This window comes from Paenibacillus agilis (assembly GCF_007786455.1).
Taxonomy (GTDB): domain Bacteria; phylum Bacillota; class Bacilli; order Paenibacillales; family Paenibacillaceae; genus Paenibacillus_B; species Paenibacillus_B agilis.
The window spans coordinates 2,294,137-2,314,609 of the sequence record NZ_VNJK01000001.1; the positions used below are offsets into that span (position 1 = coordinate 2,294,137).

The following is a 20,473-nucleotide window of genomic DNA, read 5'->3' on the forward strand; positions in this document are numbered from 1 at the left end:
ATGGTCATATTGGTCTTTTTGGTCTTACGCTTCTTTATGCTGACTAACGGTTATATGATTTTAATTGCTAGTAACGATAAGCGTCATATTTTTGTCCAAGTTCCTTAATTTGCGCGAGTAATGGTGCTCCGATCTCTTGCTCCATTTGTATGTAAACTTGCGCTAACGCCTTTATCCACTCATCTCTTTCCTCGGCACTAAGCTGATGAATATTCACTATCCCGCTCTTCTTAATTTCGTCGAGCTGTTCATGATTCAGTTGCTGTGCAAGTCCTCGATTCCATTGTGCTGTCTCTGCTAATATCTGCTCCAGTTCGCTGCGAATATCAGCCGGCAGCCCCTCCCAGAATGACTGATTGACGATAACGGTATAGCCTAAATAACCGTGGTTACTAATTGTCATATACCGCTGCACCTGATAAATACGCTTACTATATATGTTCGAAATTGTATTTTCCTGCCCCTCGACATCCCCATTCACTACACTTCGATACACTTCCGTGAAGGGCATCATAGCAGTTTGTGCGCCTAGTGCATGAAACTGCTCCTCCACTACTTTGCTCGGTAAAATACGAAACGTCTGACCCGTGAAATCGGATGGGTGAATTAACGGTCTCTGCGCACTCGTCATCTGCTTGAATCCGTTATGCCAGAAGGATATACCCGCCATGTTTGCATCAGTCAATTCAGCAAGCAACTGCTCACCAATTTCGCCTTGAAGCGCTTCATCTACCGCTTGCTGACTAGGAAAAGCGAACGGCAAGTCTAAAACTCCCCAACTGGGAAATGCATTCGTTAGATTCGAAAACGACGGTGCAACCATTTGGATGTCTCCCCGGCTAAGGGCGTCCAATTCATGTTTATCCGAATATAAGATGCCATTCGGGTACACTTGCACTTCGACGCGATCACTCAATCGCTCGCGCACGAGCTTAGCAAAGCGTTCAGCCGCCAGTCCTTTGGGCGTGTTCTCAGCAACAACGTGGCTGAATTTGATGACGATGCGATCTTTTAGCCCTGTTTGTTCCGCATCAAAGGGCAACGGTTTCGACATATTTGGCGGAAACCCGATCAAAATCGCGGTAATGAGACCAACAAGAACAAATAATCCAATGCTGATGAAAGATTTCATTTATTTGCTCCTTTCCTGTTGATTCTTTTCACCCATTATTTCACAATGGTATCACGACGTAAATGGTAGGGAGCGAAACTAGTCATGCCTCAAATCAGCATTCGCCACTTGCGCCATATCCGCAATTTGCCCGTGTACGGTAAAATTGCGCTGCTTGCATTTGGCTTAACATCGTTCTCGCTCTTAATAGGCGGAATCATTGTTCTTGGCATTATGACACGCATGACCGAGGATGAGCTCGGACGCCGATTAATGACGACGGCACGGACCGTAGCTGAACAGCCGCATATTCGCGAGCAGGTACAACTTCCCGTAGCAAATGCTCAAGACATCGCCTACGAAACCGAAAATATTCGAGTTATCAATGATGTATCCTATATCGTCGTGCTCAATATGGAGCGAATTCGCTATTCGCATCCAATTACCGATCGGATCGGCAAGCCGATCGCGGATAAAGATGTGGAGCCCGCGTTCGCGGAGCATTCATACTTATCTAAAGTAAAAGGCGAAGTAGGCTCCGCGCTGCGTGCTTATGTACCGATTATGAATGAGCAGCATCATCAAGTAGGTGTTGTTATGGCTGGCATGCTGCTGCCAAGCATTGGCCAAATGATTTGGGATCAGCGTGGGCCCATTGCGGCAACGCTAATGCTCGCGCTCTTATTCGGATTGCTCGGAGCATGGCAGCTGTCCCGAAATATTAAGCGGCAAATGTACAATTTGGAGCCGCAAGAAATTGCGCGCATCTTATTAGAGCGCACAGCTGCTTTTCAAGCGATGCACGAAGGCGTTATTGCGGTAGATAACAAGGAACGCATTACGATTTTTAATGAGCGCGCGAAGCAAATTTTTGATATTGAAGGCAATCCCGTTGGGCTGCCAATTCGCGATGTGATTCCGGATACGCGACTGCCAGAAATTTTGACACTGCAGCAGCCGATATATAATCGAGAGCTAATTGTGCGCAATGCGGTTATATGGAGCAATCGTATTCCGATTACCGTTCAGGGGCAAACCGTCGGAGCGATCGCCATTTTCCAAGACCGAACTGAGTTAGCACACATGGCTGAAGAACTAACAGGTGTTAAAGCATTTGTAGATGCACTGCGTGTTCAAAATCATGAATATATGAACAAGCTGCATACCATAGCAGGCCTTATTCAATTGGAACATTATGAGCAAGCGCTCGATTATTTATTTGAGGTGTCTGAACGACAGGAAGAATTGCTCTCCTTTGTCAAAGAGCGCTTCTCAGATGAAGGGATTGGCGGGCTGCTGTTCAGTAAAGTTTCACGTGGTCAAGAACTCGGTATTCACGTAGAATTAGACAAGCGCAGCGGATTGACGCATTTTCCACCGAAGTTAGATCGGCACGACTTCGTGTTACTGCTCGGAAACTTAATTGAAAACGCTTTCGATGCGTTGGAGATCTCAGATCGTGAAGACAAAGAAATTGTAATTAGCATTGAGCAAGATGATGAGGTTCTGTCAATTATGGTTGAGGACAATGCGAATGGAATGGACGAAATTACACAGCAGCATATGCTGGAGAATGGCTTTTCCACCAAGGCTGCCGACGGGCGCGGCATCGGTCTGTACTTAATTGGCAACATCATTGAAAAAGGATGTGGAGAGCTCATCTGCCACACGTCTCTTGGCAATGGAACAACGATGATTATCACCTTCCCTATGCAAGAAATGGCATCATTATCTGCAATTCACGACCATATATAGCTGTCTAAACGATGTACATGTGAAAGGAGTCAAATGGGATGGATGCGAAGCAAGCTCAAGCAAATGGGTACCGCGTCTTATTAATTGAAGATGATCCGATGGTCCAAGAAGTGAATCGGCAGTTTATCGAAAATGTGACTGGGTTTCATGTTAAAGGGATAGCTGGCAACGGTATGGAGGGTTTGAAATTGGCACGGGAGCTGAAGCCGGATCTCGTATTTCTTGATATGTTCATGCCTGTGCAGGATGGTGCCGAAACGCTGCGGCAAATACGGGCGGAGGCACTTCATGTCGATGTCATCGTCGTGACAGCAGCTAAAGACTTACCTACTGTGAAGCAGACTATGCAAAAAGGTGTCTTCGACTATATTATAAAGCCGTTTAAATTCGAGCGAATAGCGGCAGCACTGGAGCAATATCGAGCGTATCGGCAGGCACTGAATGAAGAGCGCCATGTAACACAGGACGAGCTGGATGTTATTTTGCGCAGCACGCCTTCACCTTCACAAAGCTCATCCAGCATGTCTGTGGGACACAATCATGAAGCTGGATTGGCGGCGCCAGACTCGAACCCAACATTTGTTGAAGCAAGTACTGCCAACTATTTGCAAGCTGCCAGTGGTGGTGGCGATCTAGGAAAAGCTTCTACGAAAATATCGACGGTGGCTCCAACTCCAGCAAGTTGCTCTACAGGTGAAACAACCAGTTCATCTGTCGACACCGCCATGGACATGACTTCCGCTCTTGCATTAGGTGCAGCATCTGCGCTGCCGAAAGGCTTGCAATCGAATACGATGCGGCAAATTGTACAATTGCTGCTTCAGCAGCGATCATGTTTGACGGCCGAGGAAGTAGCGGACGGCGTTGGCCTAGCGCGGGTAACGGCCCGCCGTTATTTAGACTACTTGGTTCAATCGGGCAGTGTTCGCCTTGACATACGTTATGGTAATGTCGGAAGGCCTGTTAATCGTTACGGACTTATTTCGCATACCGAACCGCACGCTCGTGCTTAGATTTTGCTACTATATTTGCAGATAATCGTGTGCTTGTGTATAAAAGAGAAGAGCCCACATTTGAAGCAGGCTCTTCTTCATAGTTCTATGAGGTTCTATAGGCTCAACATCAATTATTCCAAAAGGGCTAACTTTAGAGTTGTCCCAACAGTTCTTCCAGCCTTTCGTTTAGAGGCGGATCTGCTTTTTTGGCTGCTGCGGTCAGTTTCTTCACACTTCCGAAAATCCGGCACACGACGAGCTCCATTTCATAAATCTCTTTGCCCTTCAGAGCTTGGACAAGTGCATCGGCAAGCTCAGGACGGTCGATGGTCAGATTTTTGACCTGCTTTCCTTCTTCATTGCCTCCTAATAAAATGGATACAAGCACTGGCATATGTTCCGCCTTTACACCATGTGCTTCAATAAATGCCTGCGCATAACTATCCTGCACCATTTGATGCTCCGTATCCACCAGCTCCATATAACGGCCTACTAACGAAAAATGAGCTTCGCTGTACAATCCGAGGCCCAAAACGGCGTAGGTGCCCGGCATGACTGATCTCTCTCCTGGCTCCACATCGTTGTACCATGCGAACTTCTCCATCGCGGTATCCGCATATTCCGCAAGCTTAGGGAATAGGTTTGGATAGCTGAGCGCATTGGCAAAAAACTGATGGAGCTTGGACTTCGCCAATTTTTTCAACGGTAAAAAATGCTTTTGACTGCTTTTTAACTTTAAATTATAGCCCCTCGGAAAATCCTGTCGCAAAAGTTGGATGATATAATCGAGTGCTTCCTCGTAAGCCGTCTCTTCTTCTGAAAGGATTCGGATTTCGATCGTCTGCATGACGTCATTGTTTCGAGCCTCTATCCTTCCTCCCCGATAGGTACTCTCAAATTTTCCGCTGCCTATTTTTAAATAGTCAGCTGCTTGCTTGGAACCTAAAAGGACAGCAAGCTCCAGATACTTCTGCCGAGTATCCGGTTCGGTAAAGCCAATCTGCAAGGCTGCATATAAAAAGAAATCCAGTTCTCCTATGTCCACAGAAGGATGATCGTCTTCTTCCTTCATGACCCAATTGGATCCGTAATCTTCAGAACGATTAAAATACTGCGATAAAAAACACTTCTCAGACCATTGGATGAAGGCTCTTGTATATTGCCTGAGCCAATCATTTTTTCGATCTTGATTCGTCTTAAGCTTGTCAGAGAGCCGACGAATCAGAGGCTCAATCTTTTCTACTTTTTGCTGCATAATATCTGGATTGACTAGATGATAGGCAAAGAAGAACAGGTCATTTTCTTTTGGCAGCACAGGCGGATCGGGAAAAATCTTCGTTTGGATAAATTGATCCAAGGTTTTTTGGAGTTGAATCAACTTAGGCTTATGCAGCAGCTTCTTTTTTAGTGTAACTTTCGACTGCTCCCACTCAAATTCAAATACGACTTCAAACTTGTAATCAAAGAACCGGGGTCCTAATTTCTCTGAAAGAAATAATTGCTCTATACGTCCGCACAAAGCAGGGAAAAACTGTTCGGTCAAAAGCTCGTCGGTTAACTCCGTGATATAGGAGCCAGCTTCGATTTTATACGAGCTGTCACTCCAAGAAAATGGTTCATAGACATCGATATGAACCTTTCCATTTGCCCATGCAAACTTACCCTTGCGCCACGCAACCTGAATATAGTCCATGATTCCCGCTTGCAGCCTGCTTTGGTCTTTTAATTCATTGATCCTTTTGCTTTCTTTTGCATATATTGACGTAACTTCCTGCCATACATCGTTCAAAAAAGCTTCTACAGCCTGATTCAACGGTTTCTCCCCCTCCAAAATTATACAAATTTCATCTGAAATAGGTTCAGGTTGGAAATTTCCCTTGGATGTAGCTCTTCCATAAGTCATGAATAAATGGAATATCGATCTTGTTGTCAAATGCTTGAGAAATTAGGCCTAAATCGTCCGACGTATACCCTGCCAGCTCTGGATTTTTCGTTATCCGAAACGTTTGCTTGAACGTAAATTCCCTAATATCTTGAATCATCTCATTTTCATCGGGAACGAGTTGATATAATTTTTCATAGCTAGAACGCCATTCTCTATCAAATTCATCAGCATCTCTCGCGTCTAACTCTGCGTCCCAGTCTACTTCTTTATCGAAGACATTTTCAAAGAAGCTGTCTGTGCGGATGATTGCAACAATTTCATTAATGGTTATCAATGGAATCCCGCCTCTTACATTTTTTAAACTCTCGTTAACTTCGTAATAACATAATATTTAGTAGACTACAAATACTCCCCAAAATAGTATTTCAGCCTATCAGCACAATACCTATCCTCGCCTCTCCAAGTTGCCATCGACATAAAGTCGGTTCCACGACCGCGCTCCTTGCGGTAATCATTCTGAGACTGCAGCAGACCAGCGTAGCCCCATATTTCCATCACGCAGTCCCGTTCATGCTGGTTGCTAGGGAAAATCTCTTTCCAACGCTTCTCCAGCTGTCGGGCTGCATCCTTTTCCTCGCACGCCTCTACGGCTTCAATCATTTGCTTGAGGATGTCAATATCCTCACTTCTAACCTCAAACTCCATGTCCTTACTGAGGAGATCCAAGTCCATCATGCAATAGATCAGCCAGTTCAACCGGACGCCGCCCCATTTGATTCGCTCAAAGTTAAGTACATTTAAGTTTTCATCGGCATAATGTTCCTTCGCCATCAGCTTTCTGTCATTACAATCCCCGCAAGCACAGTAGCTTATTTGTTCTGCCGGCCGCTCTGCAAAAGTATGTATTGGTATATCATACGTTAATGCATAGCTGGACAAAGCACTGCGCAAATAAACCTTGCGTGTGGACAAACTGTGCAGAAAGGCACGAACTGCTGTTTCTTTTGTTATTTTTTGCTCGTGTAGCTCTCTTACTTTAAGAACGCATTCCTCGTGTGACAAGGTTATCGGGTCGAACATAAGCCCCTTGCTTTTCGCATATTGGAGATCTTCATCCGCACAGGAGTAACCGCCCGACCTCCATCCGCCAGAGCTCCAAAACGTATTTATCAATATTTTCTTTGCTTTCGCATCCATCGAAATACGCCTCCTATTTATTTAAATGTCTTGCTTTTTTATCGCAACTATTTTATCAAGGCAGCCTTTTAGGCGCTTTTTTCGGGATACGAGGTGACCAGGCCACCAGCACCCCAGCTTCTCCGCACACTTGATTTACTTGTTCAAGCTGTTCCATTTCCACTTCCCATAGCCAAAGATCGTTACCGATATCCGTTAGCTGGCCACGCTTTTCACTATCTGTAATCCATTCTTTCAGATTGACTCCGTTCACTTCCATTTTCAAATGTTGACTGTTCATTATATTTAAGGGATAGACCATACGAAGCATTTTACTCGTATATCGCCCCTTACCTTCAAACTTGCCAGGAGTTTCTTTATTGAAGGCAAAACCAGCTTCATATGGAAACATAGTAACTCCATTATTACCTGCCGCATAAGAATGGGTTTTTGTCATTTGATGGGCAGCGTAAACAATACCATATGAAAACTGAGGCTACTGCTGCGTCAAATTTGTAAGCCATGCTTTAACTGGGAGGTACACCTCATAAAGTGAAAACTCACAAAGAGCGTTCAAATGCGGAAAGCTTCCGATATCAAAAGCTTCAGCCGGCGTAAACTTTTCTGTGCCGTATAGCGCAATGCCTGTACACACAATTAGCACCTCCGTCATCTTCATAATACACTTAAAAAATAATAACGCGACAGAGACCAATTTCACAAAAAGGAATGATAATTACACACTTTATTAATTTCAATGCTAAAAATTTATAGAATAATTATAAATAGGTTTTGTTCATACGAAGATAAATGCACCATCATGCATAAATAGCCGACCCCTATTCACACAGGATCGGCTAACGATAAAAATAAAGAAACGCAAATTTATGTTAATTAAAAGAACTGCGGATATACCTCTTGCTTCATCCCCTGCTCATTATCGTGTCCGAAGAAAATAATGTTCGGCTGAATCTCCTCCATTTTTTGTTTGATTCGTTCAATAGACTGATCCGCTTGCACGCTATCGAATGTAAAAAATGGAACTTTGTCTTCGTAATTGCTCCGCGTATAAGCCATATCAACGGTTATTAGAATCGGACCCGTTTTCTCCGTAGTCACAAGTACGGATTGATGCCCGGGCGAGTGTCCAGGCGTAGAGAGCAGCTGTATCCCTGGAAAAGGCTCAACATCACCTTCCACGACTTTGTAATTCAGGTTTGGCAGCAAACATTCTGGAGGAGCATAGGAAGTATCCCCCTTATTTACAATCTCCCATTCTTTCTCTTGAATATAGATTGGGGTATCAGGGAAATAAGGATTTCCTCCAGCATGATCCAGGTGAAGATGCGAGTTTATGACAGCAATCATATCGTTAGGAGAATATCCTACTTGTTTTAGAATGGAGACGATGTGATCCTCTGGCTCCATGAGTGGGATTATTATTCCCTCGTATGGAGTACCTTTAAAATAATCTGGGTTATGGATGAAGGATTCAGGCATGCCAGTATCAAGGAGGATCGGCCCAGCCTTGGTCTCAAGTAGATAAGACCAGATTTGGATGGATATCATCTGTCCTTTCTGTACACTTTTATTAAATGCGGAACTATCCATGGAAAGTTTGCCTGCTGGAAGCCAATAAAGTTTTTCAATCATTACAGATCACCTCAATAGAGAATTATTTTTCAATAAGAAAATCTGTATGCAGCAGCAAGATGCGATTCGTATAGCCAGCACTTAGAGTTTATCACCAAGTTACAAATAATTCTAATGAACAATATCAGAATGAAACGTATCGAAAGCGCCAATGACGTACAATGACTTTGCTTGACGCTATAAAAAAAGCCGACTACTAAAAAGCTTTAGCAATCGACTCTGAAGACTAATTTATTTATTAATGATCATATATTCATTAATTTAGTTTGTAAGAGAAGCAGCTCGCTTCATTTTCCTTTTCTGTACGAGATGCTTAACTCCTAATATAACGAGGGATGCAACACCGCCTCCCAAAATCACCACAGCAGGAATGATGATTATAATCCCTGGTACGGATTCATGATAAGTCAGGATCGGTGAAGCTCCATACCCTTTTGCTACAACAACAAATCTCATGATTTCTAAATATGCAATATGAAAACCCATTGATGCCCATATATTTCCGCTCCATAGACGGACCAACTGCAAAACGAATCCAAAGCTTATTATCGTGATGACGTACCCCATGTTAATGATGTTGCCCGGAGCCATTCCAAAAAGTTCTTGAAGCAGAGAAACCGAAATAGGAACAGAGATAAATAGAAGCATTTGCAATGGTACGGCGAGCCATGCCTTGAATCGATGACGCAGCACATCATATAACAGTCCCCGCAAAGCTAATTCCTCTGGGAAAGCTTCGTATAAGAAAGCAATGATAATATTTATGAACAGCGCAGCAAACCACTGATCAGGTGCATGCCATTGTGTAATGGATAATAACCCTTGCGAATTAGCAATAAAGAAACCTAATGAAGCTAGTGCTATTGCAAAGAACATCCCCGTAAAAAAGTGATATAGCTTTTTCCACGAATATTCTGGCGTCTTAGGTGAAACTCCGGTCATTTGATAAACATATCGATACAAATACAAAATAGTAGGAACGACCAGCGCAGTCATCAAAATAGCAGAAATCCATTTTTCAGACTGTCTTGATAAGCCGAACAACTGCCCAGCAATATCGGTGAAAAAAATAGCAAGGAACAGGCCAAAGACTAATGTCGCCCACCCCGCGAGCAGTAAATGTATCGATTTCATCTTTTTCATATAGCTAACTCTCCTTTTCAATTTATTTGCTTCAGCCAGACAAGTTTTGAATGGCTTCTGCTATAAGTCTTTCTTCGTAAACAGATATACCGTTAAGTAACACGATGCAACATATAACAACACGGTACTAAGCAGAGCACCATATAAGAGTGGATAATTAATTCCATTTAAAGATGCCATATGAATAAGACGAGCTACTGGGTCCCCCATTATAAGAAATAGGAACAAAAATATAACATTTAAAACAGGTGCCCCTTTCTCACTGAGCGAGTAAAAAAACGGCAAGTATATGGAAGTTAGAACAAGCATAATAGCGATAGGGACCAAAATGTCTATAATGGTATAACCTACGGGGATGTACCCTGGAACGGCTATTTTCACAAGCGAGTGAACCCCATACGAAGCAAGGACTGCAATAATTATACAAATGAGAGATAGCACATATTTGGCCTGCACAATATGCTTGCGACTAACAGGTAATGTAACTAGAAATTGATGATTATGATTTTTAGTATCGTTGAGAGTAAGGCTGCTAATTGTGGCGAAAGCTGTAATGATACCGACAAGATGCATAGACATTTCTTTTTTCATAAAGAAGATACAAAATACAGCAAAAATCCCGACGCTCATTACTAAAGATATCTTTGCCGCTATTAAGTCTTTACGAAGCAAGTTAAGCATGAACGCGGCCTCCCTTGGCGTTGTAATAGATGATGTCTTCTAAGGATGCTTTTTCAAATACAGCGAGATTGCCGAATAATCGTTCAGCTTCCTGCCTATCCTCAACTAATCCCTCAAACCCAAAAGCAGTCTCACGCACTCCCGCAAACTTTTTGCGAATGTCCGAATCAAGCAGCTGCCTATCACCTTTCACAATTGCGTACCTATCGAGCACTTCATCTTTCGGTTCACTAAATACGAGCTGCCCACGGTTGACAAAGCTAATGTAATCAGCAATACGATCTAAATCGGTTGTAATATGGGTCGAGAAAATAATCGTATTTTGCTCGTCCTGCATCATATCCGCAAGCAGATCAAGCAATTCTCTTCTAAACACAGGATCAAGCCCAGAAGTCGGCTCATCCATGATGAGCAACTCCGCCTCGTGAGATAAAGCAACAGCCAGGGCAAACTTAATCTTCATCCCTTTAGACAATTGTCCAATCTTCTTTTTGGGTGACAACTCAAATTGTTCCAAATAGCTGTTAAACTTCTGTTCATTCCACTTCTTATAGAAAGGCGCGATTATCCGCTTCATATCACGAATCGAAACATCTTCATAATAAAAGCAATCATCCGACACGATGCCAATGCGCTGCTTAATGTCCACTTCATGTTTAGGCATATCGCAGCCTAATATTTTTACGCTGCCAGAGTCGGGACGAACCATTCCGAGTATCATCTTGATTAAAGTACTTTTACCAACTCCATTCGGACCAATAAGTCCGGTAATATACCCTCGCTTCACATCCAAAGATACATTATTAACTGTAAATTGAGGATATGTTTTCGTTAAATTACGTAATTCGATTGCATTCATGATGTCTGATCCTCCTCGAACAAAATTGTCAAATGCTCAATTACATCTTGCTGACTCATGCTTAATTCTTTGCTGTCTTGGATGACTTCTAATAGCTTCTCTTCTAGTCGTTTCATTCGCTGCTCCCGAATAAAGTCTTTATTGGCTCCTGATACGAAACAACCTTTTCCTACGACAGAATCGATGAGCTGCTCTTTCTCCAACTCTTCGTAGGCACGTTTCGTTGTAATGACACTTACTTGCAAATCTTTAGCTAGCTGTCTAATCGACGGAAGGCTATCTCCTGCTTGCAATTCACCGCTCAGAATACTCTGTCTAATCTGGTTCATGATCTGAGTGTAGATCGGATCGCTTGATGCGTTGGATATGATAATATTCATGTTCCATCCCCTGGCTTATGTTAATCGATTAACTACCGTGTATATACAATATATACACTATTCACTTGTGAGTCAATATATCTATTCCTTTATTTTGTATTAAAGATCCTTTTAGCAACTTACTTACCTTGTTCCCCAACATATTTTTAAGCGAAAGAGTATCCGTAAATGATTGTGTCGTTGTCCTCTATTTTAAGAAAAAAAGTACCAGCATCTCTGTAGAGGTACTGGTACTGTATGTTTTAGATAACTGAATTTTTTACTCCATGACTGATTTAACACTAACCTTTATGTAAGTACCTGTACTAAAAGTGCATACTTACATTTTTTTAGTATGCACTTTATACTCAAGACATAAATGATAAACATTACTTTTAGGAGGACAAATCTTTGAAAACTCTTGTTATCGTTACGCACCCCAGCATAGAAACTTCCGTCATAAATAAACGATGGGTAGAAGAACTGAAAAACGATCCGGAAAAGTATACGGTACACGAATTGCATAAGGTATACCCTGACGGGAACATTGATGTGGCCAAAGAACAGCGATTAATTGAATCGCATAGTAATCTCGTTCTTCAATTCCCTTTCTACTGGTTTAATTGTCCACCTCTTCTTAAAAAATGGCTTGACGATGTTTTTGCTTATGGTTGGGCTTATGGTTCAAATGGAGGTGATAAGTTAAAAAATCGCAAAATTGCTTTAGCTGTATCTGCAGGAATTAAAAAAGAAGATTATACGGAAGAAGGAAGATATCGCTACACGCTTGAACATTTATTATCTCCTTTTGAAACTTCCTTCCTATACTGCAATGCAGATTACCGTTCATTCTATGCGTTGTATGGCGCAGAAAGTGGAACGTCTGCAAGTGATTTGGAAACAAGTGCACAAGATTATGTGAATTTTATTGACAACATGTAATAGATAACTTTTTAGCTAAAAAAGAAGTATTTCCTTGCTCAGGAGATACTTCTTTTGCTTTAAACAAAATAGCTATGCTTACCGCTGTACAGGCTCCATAGCTGGCAAACTATTTTTCTCTCCCCACTCGCACATCATATTTAGCACTGGAACGAGAGAAAGACCGCGTTCAGATAATGTATATTCAACTTTTGGTGGTACTTGGGGAAATTCTGTGCGTATGATAAGGCCATCGGACTCTAGCTCTTTTAACATGATGCTTAGTGTTTTGAAGGAAATGGAACCGATACTTCGCTTCAGCTCATTATGCCGCATAACCTTATTTTCAGACAGCCAATACATAATGATCATTTTATATTTACCGCCTATTAAGGACAACGTATATCCAAAGCCAGTGTCTTTCAGCCCCACGCCAGTAGGAACACAGGTGTCGCGCACTAGTTACACTCTCCTTCAAATTTATTTTCTTTTGTTGTAACTTCTCAAACTCATTTTTTAACCAATGCTTACTATGTAATACTATGTGAAATTCAGTAGAACTTTACAGGGTGCTGTTTTTCAAAAATGTATCTCTAGTCAAGCCCAAAAAGGCTTCGATCGCTGGCGAGATCCACTTCTCTTCATGCCAAAACATTTGAGTCGCAAATGATGTGGCCATCAGATCCCACGGCAACGGAACCAGTTCTCCTCGATTCACTTCTGCTGTCACGGCCATTTCTGGTAATATGGCGATACCCATTCCTATTTTTGCACATTGTTTAATAGCTTCTGCGCTGTTAAATTCCAATTCAGTAATTCCACCCATGCCCTTCTGTGAAAGACTCCGCTCAAAAAACGTGCGATAGGAACATCCTTTCTCCGTCAACAAAAAAGTCTCGCCATTAAAATCTTCAATGGTCAACGCACTACGTGCAGCCAATGGATGGTCGGGTGCTGCCAATACATAAAAGGGCTCATCCCGTAATTTTTCTCCGCAATATCCTGTCTCGCCCTTATCCTCATCCAGCATAAAAATAATGTCCGCGCCCCCTTCCCGCAAGCTCTGTTTGAGGTTCGGACTAGCGAGCGGCCGAAACATCAGCCGAATCCCTGGATAGCGCAAGCGGAATCGGCGCAGTACAGCCGGGAGTCGGTACGTGCACAACGTTTCATCCGCACTAATGACCACCGTACCCGTCACCTCGCCGGATTGCTTGACTGCATGGCGTGCTTCTTCAAGCTCGCATAATATATTATTTACATAGCCTAGAAAGCTTCTCCCCGCATCGGTCAGGATTACTTTTTTACCCAATCTATCCACCAGCTTGACACCCAGCTCTTCCTCCAATGCCTTCATCTGCATCGTAACCGTGGAGGGTACATAGTTTTGCACTTCTGCAGCGCGGCTAAAGTTGAGTGTGGAAGCAAGCGTATGAAAGGTCTTTAGTTGGCGCAAATCCATGGTACTTCCCACCCCTTAATTCAAAAAAATTGAACGTTTTATTCATAAACGTTTCTTTGACTTAACAATAACATCGTCGTAGAGTGATGACAAGAAAGACACAATTCATCTTTAGCTATAAAAAGGAGAGATTCACATGAGAGATTATGAAATTTATGAACTGGGAGATATTCTGCTGCAATCCGGTGACACCCTGCCACATGCCGTTCTCGCCTATAAAACTTACGGAACGCTAAATGCAGCGAAAAATAATGTTATTGTGTACCCCACTTGGTTTGCAGGTCAGCATACCGATAATGAATGGTTAATTGGAACTGGTAAGGCGCTGGACCCGGAAAAGTATTTTATCATCATCCCTAATATGTTGGGCAATGGGCTATCCTCTTCGCCAAGCAATACGCCTCCGCCCTATCACCAAGCTAATTTTCCACAGATTTCGATATATGATAATGTGCGGCTGCAGCATCAACTGGTTACCCAAAAGTTCGGTATTACGAAAATCGCCCTCGTCGTAGGCTGGTCACTGGGAGCCGTGCAGACCTTTCAGTGGGGAGCAAGCTACCCGGATATGGTCGAACGAATCGCTCCATTCGGAGGGACAGCCAAGTTTCGGCCGCATGCAAAGGTTGTATTTGAAGGAATGATCGCTGCCCTTCAGGCTGACTCTGTTTGGAAGAATGGCTATTATACGCAGCAGCCCAAAACGGGACTGGCAGCCATGGGTCGAGTCTATGCAGCTTGGGGTTTCTCTCAGGCTTATTATCTGGAGCATCTCTATCAGCAAGAGGGTTACCACACACTGGAGGAATATCTAGTGGATTACTGGGATCAAGTGTTTTTGACCTTCGATGCCAATGACCTGATCACCATGCTGCATACCGGAATCAGCAGTGATATTAGCTCAAATCCGGTGTATGACGGCGATTTTGAACTTGCATTAAGCAAAATTACAGCACATGCACTGGTCATGCCCGGAAGTACAGATCTTTTCTTTCCTCCCCAAGACAACAAGTATGAGGCACAACATATGCCCAATGCGCTATTCATCCCAATAGAATCGAAGTGGGGGCATTGCGCAGGTATTGGACAACATGAACCAGATTCTGAATTTATAGATCGCAGGCTACAAAATTTCTTACTTGAATGAAGTATAACTGGAAAAGGAGCAGATTGAATTGAAAAATAACCTGATCATCTATGTTCTAGCACTTGCTGTTTTTCTAATCGGAACGGTTGAATATATTATTACAGGAGTTATTGAAATGATCGCCGTGGATTTGGGCGTATCTACATCCAAAGTTGGGTTATTGGTAACTGTATTTGCTCTCGCGGCAGCCATCGTCGCTCCAATTCTGATTGCTATAACGATAAATATGGATCGCAAGAAGCTGCTCATGGTTTCCCTTGGTGTGTTCATTGCCAGCAACGGACTGATGTTTATAAGCCCTTCTTATGAAACAGCACTATGGATACGAATTATTCAAGGGGTTAGCGGAGGTATTGCTACCGTAGTAGCCATGGCAGTAGCGACACGACTCGTTGAAAAAGAAAGAAGAGGCCGTGCTATCGGCATTATTTTGATGGGCCTCAGCAGCTCGCTCGTGCTGGGAGTTCCCATTGGTACGTTTTTTAGCGAGATGTTTGGATGGAGAGTTTTGTTTATTTTGATCGGTTTATTAACCATTCTTCCGTTGCTTATCGTCTATAAAAAGGTTCCGGCAATCAAAGAAGAAGAAGAAGCGGTTAGCCTCAGGATGCAGCTCTCCATTTTAAAAGATTCAAAAATTTTGACTGCTTTGGCTATTACTTTATTTTATATCGGAGGATACTCTACACTATTTACATATATTACGCCTTACTTGCAAGCCATATCCTCTCTTTCCATAACCGAAATTAGCGTCATTCTATTCCTAGCGGGAATTTGCAGCTTTGTTGGTTCAAAAATGGGCGGACAATTAGCAGATGCAAAGGGATCAAAATTTACAATTTGCCTCGGACTCTTGTTACAAGGAATAACGCTCATTTTATTAGCTCTTTCCGGTGCTAATCTTATGATCTTGATATTGGTTCTTATGGTTTTCATGTTGGCAACCTGGAGCATCTCCCCTGCCCAACAGCTATATTTGGTCACGCTGGTACCTCGAAATCCAGACATTGCCCTAAGCGTAAATACTTCCTTCATCCAATTTGGTTTCGCGCTGGGATCTGGATTAGGCGGGCTTGTCATTAGCCGTACAACCGTCCTGTATTTAAATTGGCTCGGTCTTGCTGCTGTATCCATAGCTTTACTTCTTGCGATCCTGCTATTCAAAAAACGTTCAAGTAGCGCAAGCATGTAAACCAGTAACCCCTAATCTGTCCCACATCCTTCCTTTATAGTGAAGTGCTCGACTGAAAATCGGCATATTCAACAATAAAGGTAGGATGTTTTTCTTCACTATAATGAACAAGTTCTCCTTATCATGAAGCGTTATCTATCATCATGCTGTAAGAAATTAACCAATGATGACAGCGATACCTCTTATTTAATGACTTAAAACGAAAAAAAGCCGCCAATAGGGCGGCTTCTACTACGTATAGGCATTTTTGCTCAAGTAATACGCTCTCTAAAATGTCCTTCTTTCCTATGACTAGCTAGAACGAAAATTTGTTGGATGCAATAATCCTCTCAACTAAGCTCGGGATCGGTTTGTTCGGGAAATCCATAATAATAGTGCCTATCCTCTTCGTTGCAAGCTGATCCAAGTAACTGTACAGATGTGAATTAAGTCCTTCAATACCTGGGCTACCTTCTGCAACGGTATACGGATACGCACCAGCAGATGTTCCAGATGTAAAGTTTAAATACCACTCGTTTACTTTTTCCTCTTGAGCTTGCTCTAATAGAGATTTCACACGATCCCATTTTCTTCCGATATGAAACACAGTAGGTACTTTGTACTCGTCCTGAATGCACAGTTTTTCATGAGTATTTACGATGGAGAACGTAGCATTATCCTTCCAAGCAGTTGCATCTATACCTAGAGTAGTATTCGCCTTAAATCGGCGCAACAGTACAATTTTTCCCCGTACCTCATCCAAACTCGGAAACGTTTCGTCTAGATACCACATAGATTCATTGCCCTCAAGATACCATCTAAACGTATCTTCAAAGCTTCTAGTATTATCCGCATCATCGTATTCATGTTTAACAGACATAATAATCGTCTCTCGTGGATGATCTTCTAAAAATTTCAAACATACATCCCTAACTCCACCACCGAACATTAAGTGCTGGTACATGATGCCGTGGTGGATCGCAAATCGGTTCTCTATATGTCGACATCGTATGTCAACAAAACGAATACCTGAATCCAATTGTTCTCGAAGCGTTTGTGTTTGACATATCGCCAAATCTCCACCGTATAATGCACAAGTATCATGCGTACCAGGAATGTTAAGCTCAAATAACTTTCGATCGCCGGCTATTTTGTCCATCCAACCGTTCGTTGGCATCCGCAAAGAAATCGTAATCTTGTTCCAATCATCTCCAGAAATTTGAGTCGCTAAATACTTGTCCGCACTTGCACCATCCAGCCCTATCTCGCGTTTATGATCATGGCGGGCATCGTACTGATCGTTTCTAAATGAGATTGTATCGCCATTCTGGAATTCGATATGAAGTCTATACCAAGCTGAGCTAGCCCAATAGTTAAGCTCTTCTCGCTCCGCACGGCTTGCGTAAGATCCGAGGTTTACATTTTGAAAATTATGATCAGGCCGTGATCCCCCATCCCAATCATAGTTATCTGTTTCGTTTACCCAGATTCGTGCGATGTTTAAGGGAGTATTGTTGGTTAATTTCAAGTCTGTACGAATGGATGCCATCATTCTCCTCCTTTATGTACCTTTAATGGGACTGTATGAGAGTAACTCACGAAGGATTATATGATACCGCTTAAGGTACGATGCTATATCTATTCAAGTAAGAAGTCTTATTCCCTCCAATCGTATGCGAGTCAACATCCTTTACTACCACTGCTCCCACGCTAATAATGGCCCCATCGCCAATTCGTACACCCGTCAAGGAGCAGGATAGTTAGGGGTATTTCTCGAAAACCTTATAAATAGTTTTAATTTTAGGATTATATTAAAGGGAGAGGCACAAATTGACGATGCGTCCTAAGAAACTTGCATCTAAATTCATGATAAGCACCAGCACCTTGCGGAATTATGAAGCTAATGGCCTCATTCCCCCTGCAGTACGCTCTGCAAACGGCTATCGTGTTTACACCGATTTACATGAGACCTACTTGGCATGTATTCAAGCAATGGCTCCAGCTTTCGGGATGGAAGTAACAACGGAAGTTCTGAATGAACTCCATCAAGGAAAGCCTTCCGAGGCTTTGTGGATTGTGCGGGCACAAGAGGTCGCTTTGTATGCTGAAAAAGCGAGATTGGAAAAATTGATCGAGGATATTAGGAGGTACGCTAAAAAAAGTCAAATTCACCTTAATGACAAGTGGTTCACCATTAAAGAAGTGTCAGAAATGACGCAGGTTTCCAAAACAGCGATCCGTTATTGGGAGCAAGCTGGCTATGTGACGGCAGACAGAGACCCCACTAACCGATATCGTCAATATACCGGGTCACATATGCTAAAAATCAGGTTACTGCAAGTACTGCAAAACACCGTTTATTCAGAGGATACCGTTTATTTCAAACAAACGATTGTCTCAATCGATCATACGGATTTCACCCGAATCCTAAAGCTTGCCGAAAATATCCGTTCTTATTTCGATACAATCATTGAGTCCCAGATGCGCGGTATATCCTACTTGTATCCATTACTTCAATTGACAAAAGATCCAAATTAGATTGAAATCAAACACTTAAGAAGAAACGTGACATAGAAACATAAAGAAACCGTCCTAATGGAAGGACGGTTTTCTACGCGTTCCAGATTCTATGCTTCCTACATGCTCGATTCAATCCTGTACACGATGTATCTTATATACATTTGTATACAAAATATCTTCATACAGAGTAAACTCCTCTTCCGTAAGCATTTGAGGATAGCTCATCACCTTTAACGGAACATCAGGCTGCCCTTTCTGAAGTGAAGGCTGTATATATTTGAAATGATTGAGCTTAAAACCTAAACGCTCATAAAAACCTATTCTTCTCTCAGCCAAGTTCGTATCAGGCAGCTCTACTTCCAATATGATAGGCTTTTGTGACTCTTCGATATAATCGCTCATTAACTTTCCACCGATACCACTTCCCCGTCCAGCTGGCGAGACAGCTATATGTTCAACGAAGCGGAACAAAGGAAATTCCCATACGGCTATAAAAGCAACCACTTGATTAGTGTCATTAACTTTTGAAATAATACGATAATAGGGATCGTTTAGCAGTTCCTTTTGTCCATCATATGTTCTCCGCTCATATGCAGGAAATGAGTCTTGCATAATCTCAAAGATCGTATCGAACTCTTTTACGTTCATGTATAATTTCTCCTAATCATTTATTACCTTAATTGTTTTATCATTTTAAAGTTTACTAGTGTAACGCCTTTTCGCTCCATATTCTGTTGTTGAACAATCTGGTATCCTCGATTCATAAAAAAGGACTTCGCTGTAATACTCGCTTCCACACTTAGTTCCTTGAGGGTAAGTTTCTGTGCCTCAGACTCAATCGCATTAACTAAAGCAGACGCTATTCCTTGCCGCTGAAAGTCTTTATGAATATACAGTCTATCCAAGTACCCACTATGGGACATATCAACAAAGCCTACAATTATACCGTTCATACGAGCAACATATGAGATGTTGTTACGTAAAGACTCCAACCAGAGCTGTTCTTTACGTACTTGTTCGTCTTTGGGTGCCCATACGTCTAATTGTGCTGGCGAATAATCTCGAGCATTGATGGAATGTACCGTCTCATAAAATAGCTCAATTATTTCTTTCATATCGGAGTTCTTAAATCTAATGATTTCAATGCTCATTTTTTTAAAAACCGCCTTGCTTCTTATATCAATGCAATGCTGCTCCACTCATTTGGCTGATGACGCTGTTTTCGGTAAAGCGTTTAATGGCTTTCCTTCTTTATAGTAAAGCGAAGGTGATAAGATTACATAAAAGATGTGTACACGATGACATCCGTACTCACTCACCTTTGCATGTATCATAGCAGCAACCGCATCATGAATTTCTTGTTCGCGTTGAAACATATAAATTTCTACTGATAACGGTGAATTGGCGATTTGATCAACATGAAGAAGCTCTATTTTTACAATCTCTTTTGGAATATCAACAATATTGGAAAACTGTTCAATGATAGATGGTGACACTTGCTCAATAATGCTTTTATTAAATCCCTTGAACCTCAAAAATGGCATACAATCATTTCTCCTTATACATACTTACTATTAGTATACAGCTATTTAACGTACTTTAATATCTCTGAATTATTTCGCATATTTGAAAATT

At 42.2% G+C, this 20,473-nt stretch carries 23 protein-coding genes and 2 pseudogenes; 7 read left to right on the top strand and 18 right to left on the bottom strand.

All coding sequences use genetic code 11. From position 1 onward, the window contains the following. Nucleotides 1–67: 67 nt before the first annotated feature. A complete protein-coding gene (locus tag FPZ44_RS10265; RefSeq protein WP_144989865.1) occupies nt 68–1,132 on the bottom strand; it encodes a DctP family TRAP transporter solute-binding subunit in 1,065 nt (354 codons plus the stop codon). A gap of 84 nt (nt 1,133–1,216) precedes the next feature. Between FPZ44_RS10265 and FPZ44_RS10270 the strand changes: the two genes are divergently transcribed. The 3 genes and pseudogenes from FPZ44_RS10270 (at nt 1,217) to FPZ44_RS27105 (ending at nt 3,879) form a co-directional block, all read left to right on the top strand. Further along, nucleotides 1,217–2,866 (top strand): ATP-binding protein, encoded by a 1,650-nt coding sequence (locus tag FPZ44_RS10270; protein WP_144989867.1) that lies wholly within the window; start codon nt 1,217–1,219, stop codon nt 2,864–2,866. 38 nt (nt 2,867–2,904) lie between these two features. Then, a pseudogene (locus FPZ44_RS27100) lies at nt 2,905–3,366 on the top strand (response regulator); the annotation flags it as partial. Nucleotides 3,367–3,660: 294 nt separating this feature from the next. After that, a complete protein-coding gene (locus FPZ44_RS27105) occupies nt 3,661–3,879 on the top strand; it encodes a helix-turn-helix domain-containing protein (RefSeq protein WP_418789175.1) in 219 nt (72 codons plus the stop codon). A 133-nt stretch (nt 3,880–4,012) separates the two neighbouring features. Here FPZ44_RS27105 and FPZ44_RS10285 read toward each other — a convergent pair whose 3' ends face one another. The 10 genes from FPZ44_RS10285 to FPZ44_RS10325 all read right to left on the bottom strand — a co-directional run bounded on the left by FPZ44_RS10285 (nt 4,013) and on the right by FPZ44_RS10325 (nt 11,638). Next, nucleotides 4,013–5,674, bottom strand: coding sequence for a DUF6138 family protein (locus tag FPZ44_RS10285; protein ID WP_144989869.1), 1,662 nt, complete (start codon nt 5,672–5,674; stop codon nt 4,013–4,015). 46 nt (nt 5,675–5,720) lie between these two features. Continuing rightward, a complete protein-coding gene (locus FPZ44_RS10290; protein WP_144989870.1) occupies nt 5,721–6,080 on the bottom strand; it encodes a hypothetical protein in 360 nt (119 codons plus the stop codon). Nucleotides 6,081–6,145: 65 nt separating this feature from the next. Further along, nucleotides 6,146–6,943 carry a hypothetical protein gene (locus tag FPZ44_RS10295; RefSeq protein ID WP_144989872.1) on the bottom strand — a complete coding sequence of 266 codons (798 nt, stop codon included), beginning with the start codon at nt 6,941–6,943 and terminating at the stop codon, nt 6,146–6,148. 55 nt (nt 6,944–6,998) lie between these two features. Further along, nucleotides 6,999–7,334 (bottom strand): hypothetical protein, encoded by a 336-nt coding sequence (locus tag FPZ44_RS10300; RefSeq protein WP_144989874.1) that lies wholly within the window; start codon nt 7,332–7,334, stop codon nt 6,999–7,001. Between the two features lie 84 nt (nt 7,335–7,418). Further along, the gene (locus FPZ44_RS26445; RefSeq protein WP_186785988.1) at nt 7,419–7,577 is read right to left on the bottom strand and encodes a hypothetical protein; all 159 of its coding nucleotides are present in this window, start codon (nt 7,575–7,577) and stop codon (nt 7,419–7,421) included. Between the two features lie 239 nt (nt 7,578–7,816). Beyond that, nucleotides 7,817–8,575 (bottom strand): quorum-quenching N-acyl homoserine lactonase AiiA, encoded by a 759-nt coding sequence (gene aiiA, locus FPZ44_RS10305; protein ID WP_144989876.1) that lies wholly within the window; start codon nt 8,573–8,575, stop codon nt 7,817–7,819. 261 nt (nt 8,576–8,836) lie between these two features. Then, nucleotides 8,837–9,718 (bottom strand): CPBP family intramembrane glutamic endopeptidase, encoded by an 882-nt coding sequence (locus tag FPZ44_RS10310; RefSeq protein WP_144989878.1) that lies wholly within the window; start codon nt 9,716–9,718, stop codon nt 8,837–8,839. A 60-nt stretch (nt 9,719–9,778) separates the two neighbouring features. Then, nucleotides 9,779–10,399 (bottom strand): ABC-2 transporter permease, encoded by a 621-nt coding sequence (locus FPZ44_RS10315; protein WP_144989879.1) that lies wholly within the window; start codon nt 10,397–10,399, stop codon nt 9,779–9,781. Beyond that, on the bottom strand, nt 10,392–11,258 hold the full coding sequence (locus FPZ44_RS10320; RefSeq protein ID WP_144989882.1) for an ABC transporter ATP-binding protein: 867 nt from the start codon (nt 11,256–11,258) through the stop codon (nt 10,392–10,394). Before FPZ44_RS10320 ends, FPZ44_RS10315 begins: the two co-directional genes overlap by 8 nt. Then, nucleotides 11,255–11,638 (bottom strand): GntR family transcriptional regulator, encoded by a 384-nt coding sequence (locus FPZ44_RS10325; RefSeq protein ID WP_144989884.1) that lies wholly within the window; start codon nt 11,636–11,638, stop codon nt 11,255–11,257. Before FPZ44_RS10325 ends, FPZ44_RS10320 begins: the two co-directional genes overlap by 4 nt. Before the next feature lie 390 nt (nt 11,639–12,028). Here FPZ44_RS10325 and FPZ44_RS10330 point away from each other — a divergent pair, with 390 nt between their 5' ends. After that, nucleotides 12,029–12,559: an NAD(P)H-dependent oxidoreductase gene (locus FPZ44_RS10330; RefSeq protein WP_144989886.1), complete on the top strand. Its 531-nt coding sequence runs from the start codon at nt 12,029–12,031 to the stop codon at nt 12,557–12,559. Between the two features lie 78 nt (nt 12,560–12,637). On the opposite strand, the gene FPZ44_RS10335 is transcribed toward FPZ44_RS10330, so the two are convergent. Both FPZ44_RS10335 and FPZ44_RS10340 read right to left on the bottom strand, forming a co-directional pair. Next, nucleotides 12,638–12,997 (bottom strand): winged helix-turn-helix transcriptional regulator, encoded by a 360-nt coding sequence (locus FPZ44_RS10335; protein WP_144989888.1) that lies wholly within the window; start codon nt 12,995–12,997, stop codon nt 12,638–12,640. Nucleotides 12,998–13,100: 103 nt separating this feature from the next. Beyond that, a complete protein-coding gene (locus tag FPZ44_RS10340) occupies nt 13,101–14,000 on the bottom strand; it encodes a LysR family transcriptional regulator (protein ID WP_144989890.1) in 900 nt (299 codons plus the stop codon). Nucleotides 14,001–14,136: 136 nt separating this feature from the next. On the opposite strand from FPZ44_RS10340, the gene FPZ44_RS10345 reads away from it, so the two are divergent. Beyond that, on the top strand, nt 14,137–15,147 hold the full coding sequence (locus FPZ44_RS10345) for an alpha/beta fold hydrolase (protein ID WP_144989892.1): 1,011 nt from the start codon (nt 14,137–14,139) through the stop codon (nt 15,145–15,147). 28 nt (nt 15,148–15,175) lie between these two features. After that, complete coding sequence (locus FPZ44_RS10350) at nt 15,176–16,339, top strand: MFS transporter (RefSeq protein ID WP_144989894.1); 1,164 nt, start codon at nt 15,176–15,178, stop codon at nt 16,337–16,339. 295 nt (nt 16,340–16,634) lie between these two features. On the opposite strand, the gene FPZ44_RS10355 is transcribed toward FPZ44_RS10350, so the two are convergent. After that, nucleotides 16,635–17,870: a phosphatidylinositol-specific phospholipase C gene (locus tag FPZ44_RS10355; RefSeq protein WP_144989896.1), complete on the bottom strand. Its 1,236-nt coding sequence runs from the start codon at nt 17,868–17,870 to the stop codon at nt 16,635–16,637. Nucleotides 17,871–17,976: 106 nt separating this feature from the next. Beyond that, a pseudogene (locus FPZ44_RS27110) lies at nt 17,977–18,066 on the bottom strand (acetyltransferase); the annotation flags it as partial. 88 nt (nt 18,067–18,154) lie between these two features. Between FPZ44_RS27110 and FPZ44_RS10365 the strand changes: the two are divergent. Then, nucleotides 18,155–18,856, top strand: coding sequence for a MerR family transcriptional regulator (locus FPZ44_RS10365; RefSeq protein ID WP_144991783.1), 702 nt, complete (start codon nt 18,155–18,157; stop codon nt 18,854–18,856). A gap of 111 nt (nt 18,857–18,967) precedes the next feature. Here the strand turns inward: FPZ44_RS10365 and FPZ44_RS10370 are convergent, their stop codons facing one another. Genes FPZ44_RS10370 through FPZ44_RS10380 form a run of 3 tightly spaced genes read right to left on the bottom strand, consistent with a single transcriptional unit; the run spans nt 18,968 to nt 20,382 of the window. After that, entirely contained in the window at nt 18,968–19,486 is a 519-nt protein-coding gene (locus FPZ44_RS10370; RefSeq protein ID WP_144989898.1) for a GNAT family N-acetyltransferase, read from the bottom strand. Nucleotides 19,487–19,509: 23 nt separating this feature from the next. Next, the gene (locus FPZ44_RS10375) at nt 19,510–19,983 is read right to left on the bottom strand and encodes a GNAT family N-acetyltransferase (RefSeq protein ID WP_144991784.1); all 474 of its coding nucleotides are present in this window, start codon (nt 19,981–19,983) and stop codon (nt 19,510–19,512) included. Nucleotides 19,984–20,037: 54 nt separating this feature from the next. Further along, a complete protein-coding gene (locus FPZ44_RS10380) occupies nt 20,038–20,382 on the bottom strand; it encodes a DUF1904 family protein (RefSeq protein WP_144989900.1) in 345 nt (114 codons plus the stop codon). Nucleotides 20,383–20,473: the final 91 nt, after the last annotated feature.

Excerpts from the sequence above, each read along its gene's own strand:
- FPZ44_RS10265 (WP_144989865.1), bottom strand. The coding sequence starts at position 1,132 with ATGAAATCTTTCATCAGCATTGGATTATTTGTTCTTGTTGGTCTCATT.
- FPZ44_RS10270 (WP_144989867.1), top strand. The coding sequence starts at position 1,217 with ATGCCTCAAATCAGCATTCGCCACTTGCGCCATATCCGCAATTTGCCC.
- FPZ44_RS27105 (WP_418789175.1), top strand. The coding sequence starts at position 3,661 with ATGCGGCAAATTGTACAATTGCTGCTTCAGCAGCGATCATGTTTGACG.
- FPZ44_RS10295 (WP_144989872.1), bottom strand. The coding sequence starts at position 6,943 with ATGGATGCGAAAGCAAAGAAAATATTGATAAATACGTTTTGGAGCTCT.
- FPZ44_RS10300 (WP_144989874.1), bottom strand. The coding sequence starts at position 7,334 with ATGTTTCCATATGAAGCTGGTTTTGCCTTCAATAAAGAAACTCCTGGC.
- aiiA (WP_144989876.1), bottom strand. The coding sequence starts at position 8,575 with ATGATTGAAAAACTTTATTGGCTTCCAGCAGGCAAACTTTCCATGGAT.
- FPZ44_RS10310 (WP_144989878.1), bottom strand. The coding sequence starts at position 9,718 with ATGAAAAAGATGAAATCGATACATTTACTGCTCGCGGGGTGGGCGACA.
- FPZ44_RS10315 (WP_144989879.1), bottom strand. The coding sequence starts at position 10,399 with ATGCTTAACTTGCTTCGTAAAGACTTAATAGCGGCAAAGATATCTTTA.
- FPZ44_RS10320 (WP_144989882.1), bottom strand. The coding sequence starts at position 11,258 with ATGAATGCAATCGAATTACGTAATTTAACGAAAACATATCCTCAATTT.
- FPZ44_RS10325 (WP_144989884.1), bottom strand. The coding sequence starts at position 11,638 with ATGAATATTATCATATCCAACGCATCAAGCGATCCGATCTACACTCAG.
- FPZ44_RS10340 (WP_144989890.1), bottom strand. The coding sequence starts at position 14,000 with ATGGATTTGCGCCAACTAAAGACCTTTCATACGCTTGCTTCCACACTC.
- FPZ44_RS10345 (WP_144989892.1), top strand. The coding sequence starts at position 14,137 with ATGAGAGATTATGAAATTTATGAACTGGGAGATATTCTGCTGCAATCC.
- FPZ44_RS10355 (WP_144989896.1), bottom strand. The coding sequence starts at position 17,870 with ATGATGGCATCCATTCGTACAGACTTGAAATTAACCAACAATACTCCC.
- FPZ44_RS10365 (WP_144991783.1), top strand. The coding sequence starts at position 18,155 with ATGCGTCCTAAGAAACTTGCATCTAAATTCATGATAAGCACCAGCACC.
- FPZ44_RS10370 (WP_144989898.1), bottom strand. The coding sequence starts at position 19,486 with ATGAACGTAAAAGAGTTCGATACGATCTTTGAGATTATGCAAGACTCA.
- FPZ44_RS10380 (WP_144989900.1), bottom strand. The coding sequence starts at position 20,382 with ATGCCATTTTTGAGGTTCAAGGGATTTAATAAAAGCATTATTGAGCAA.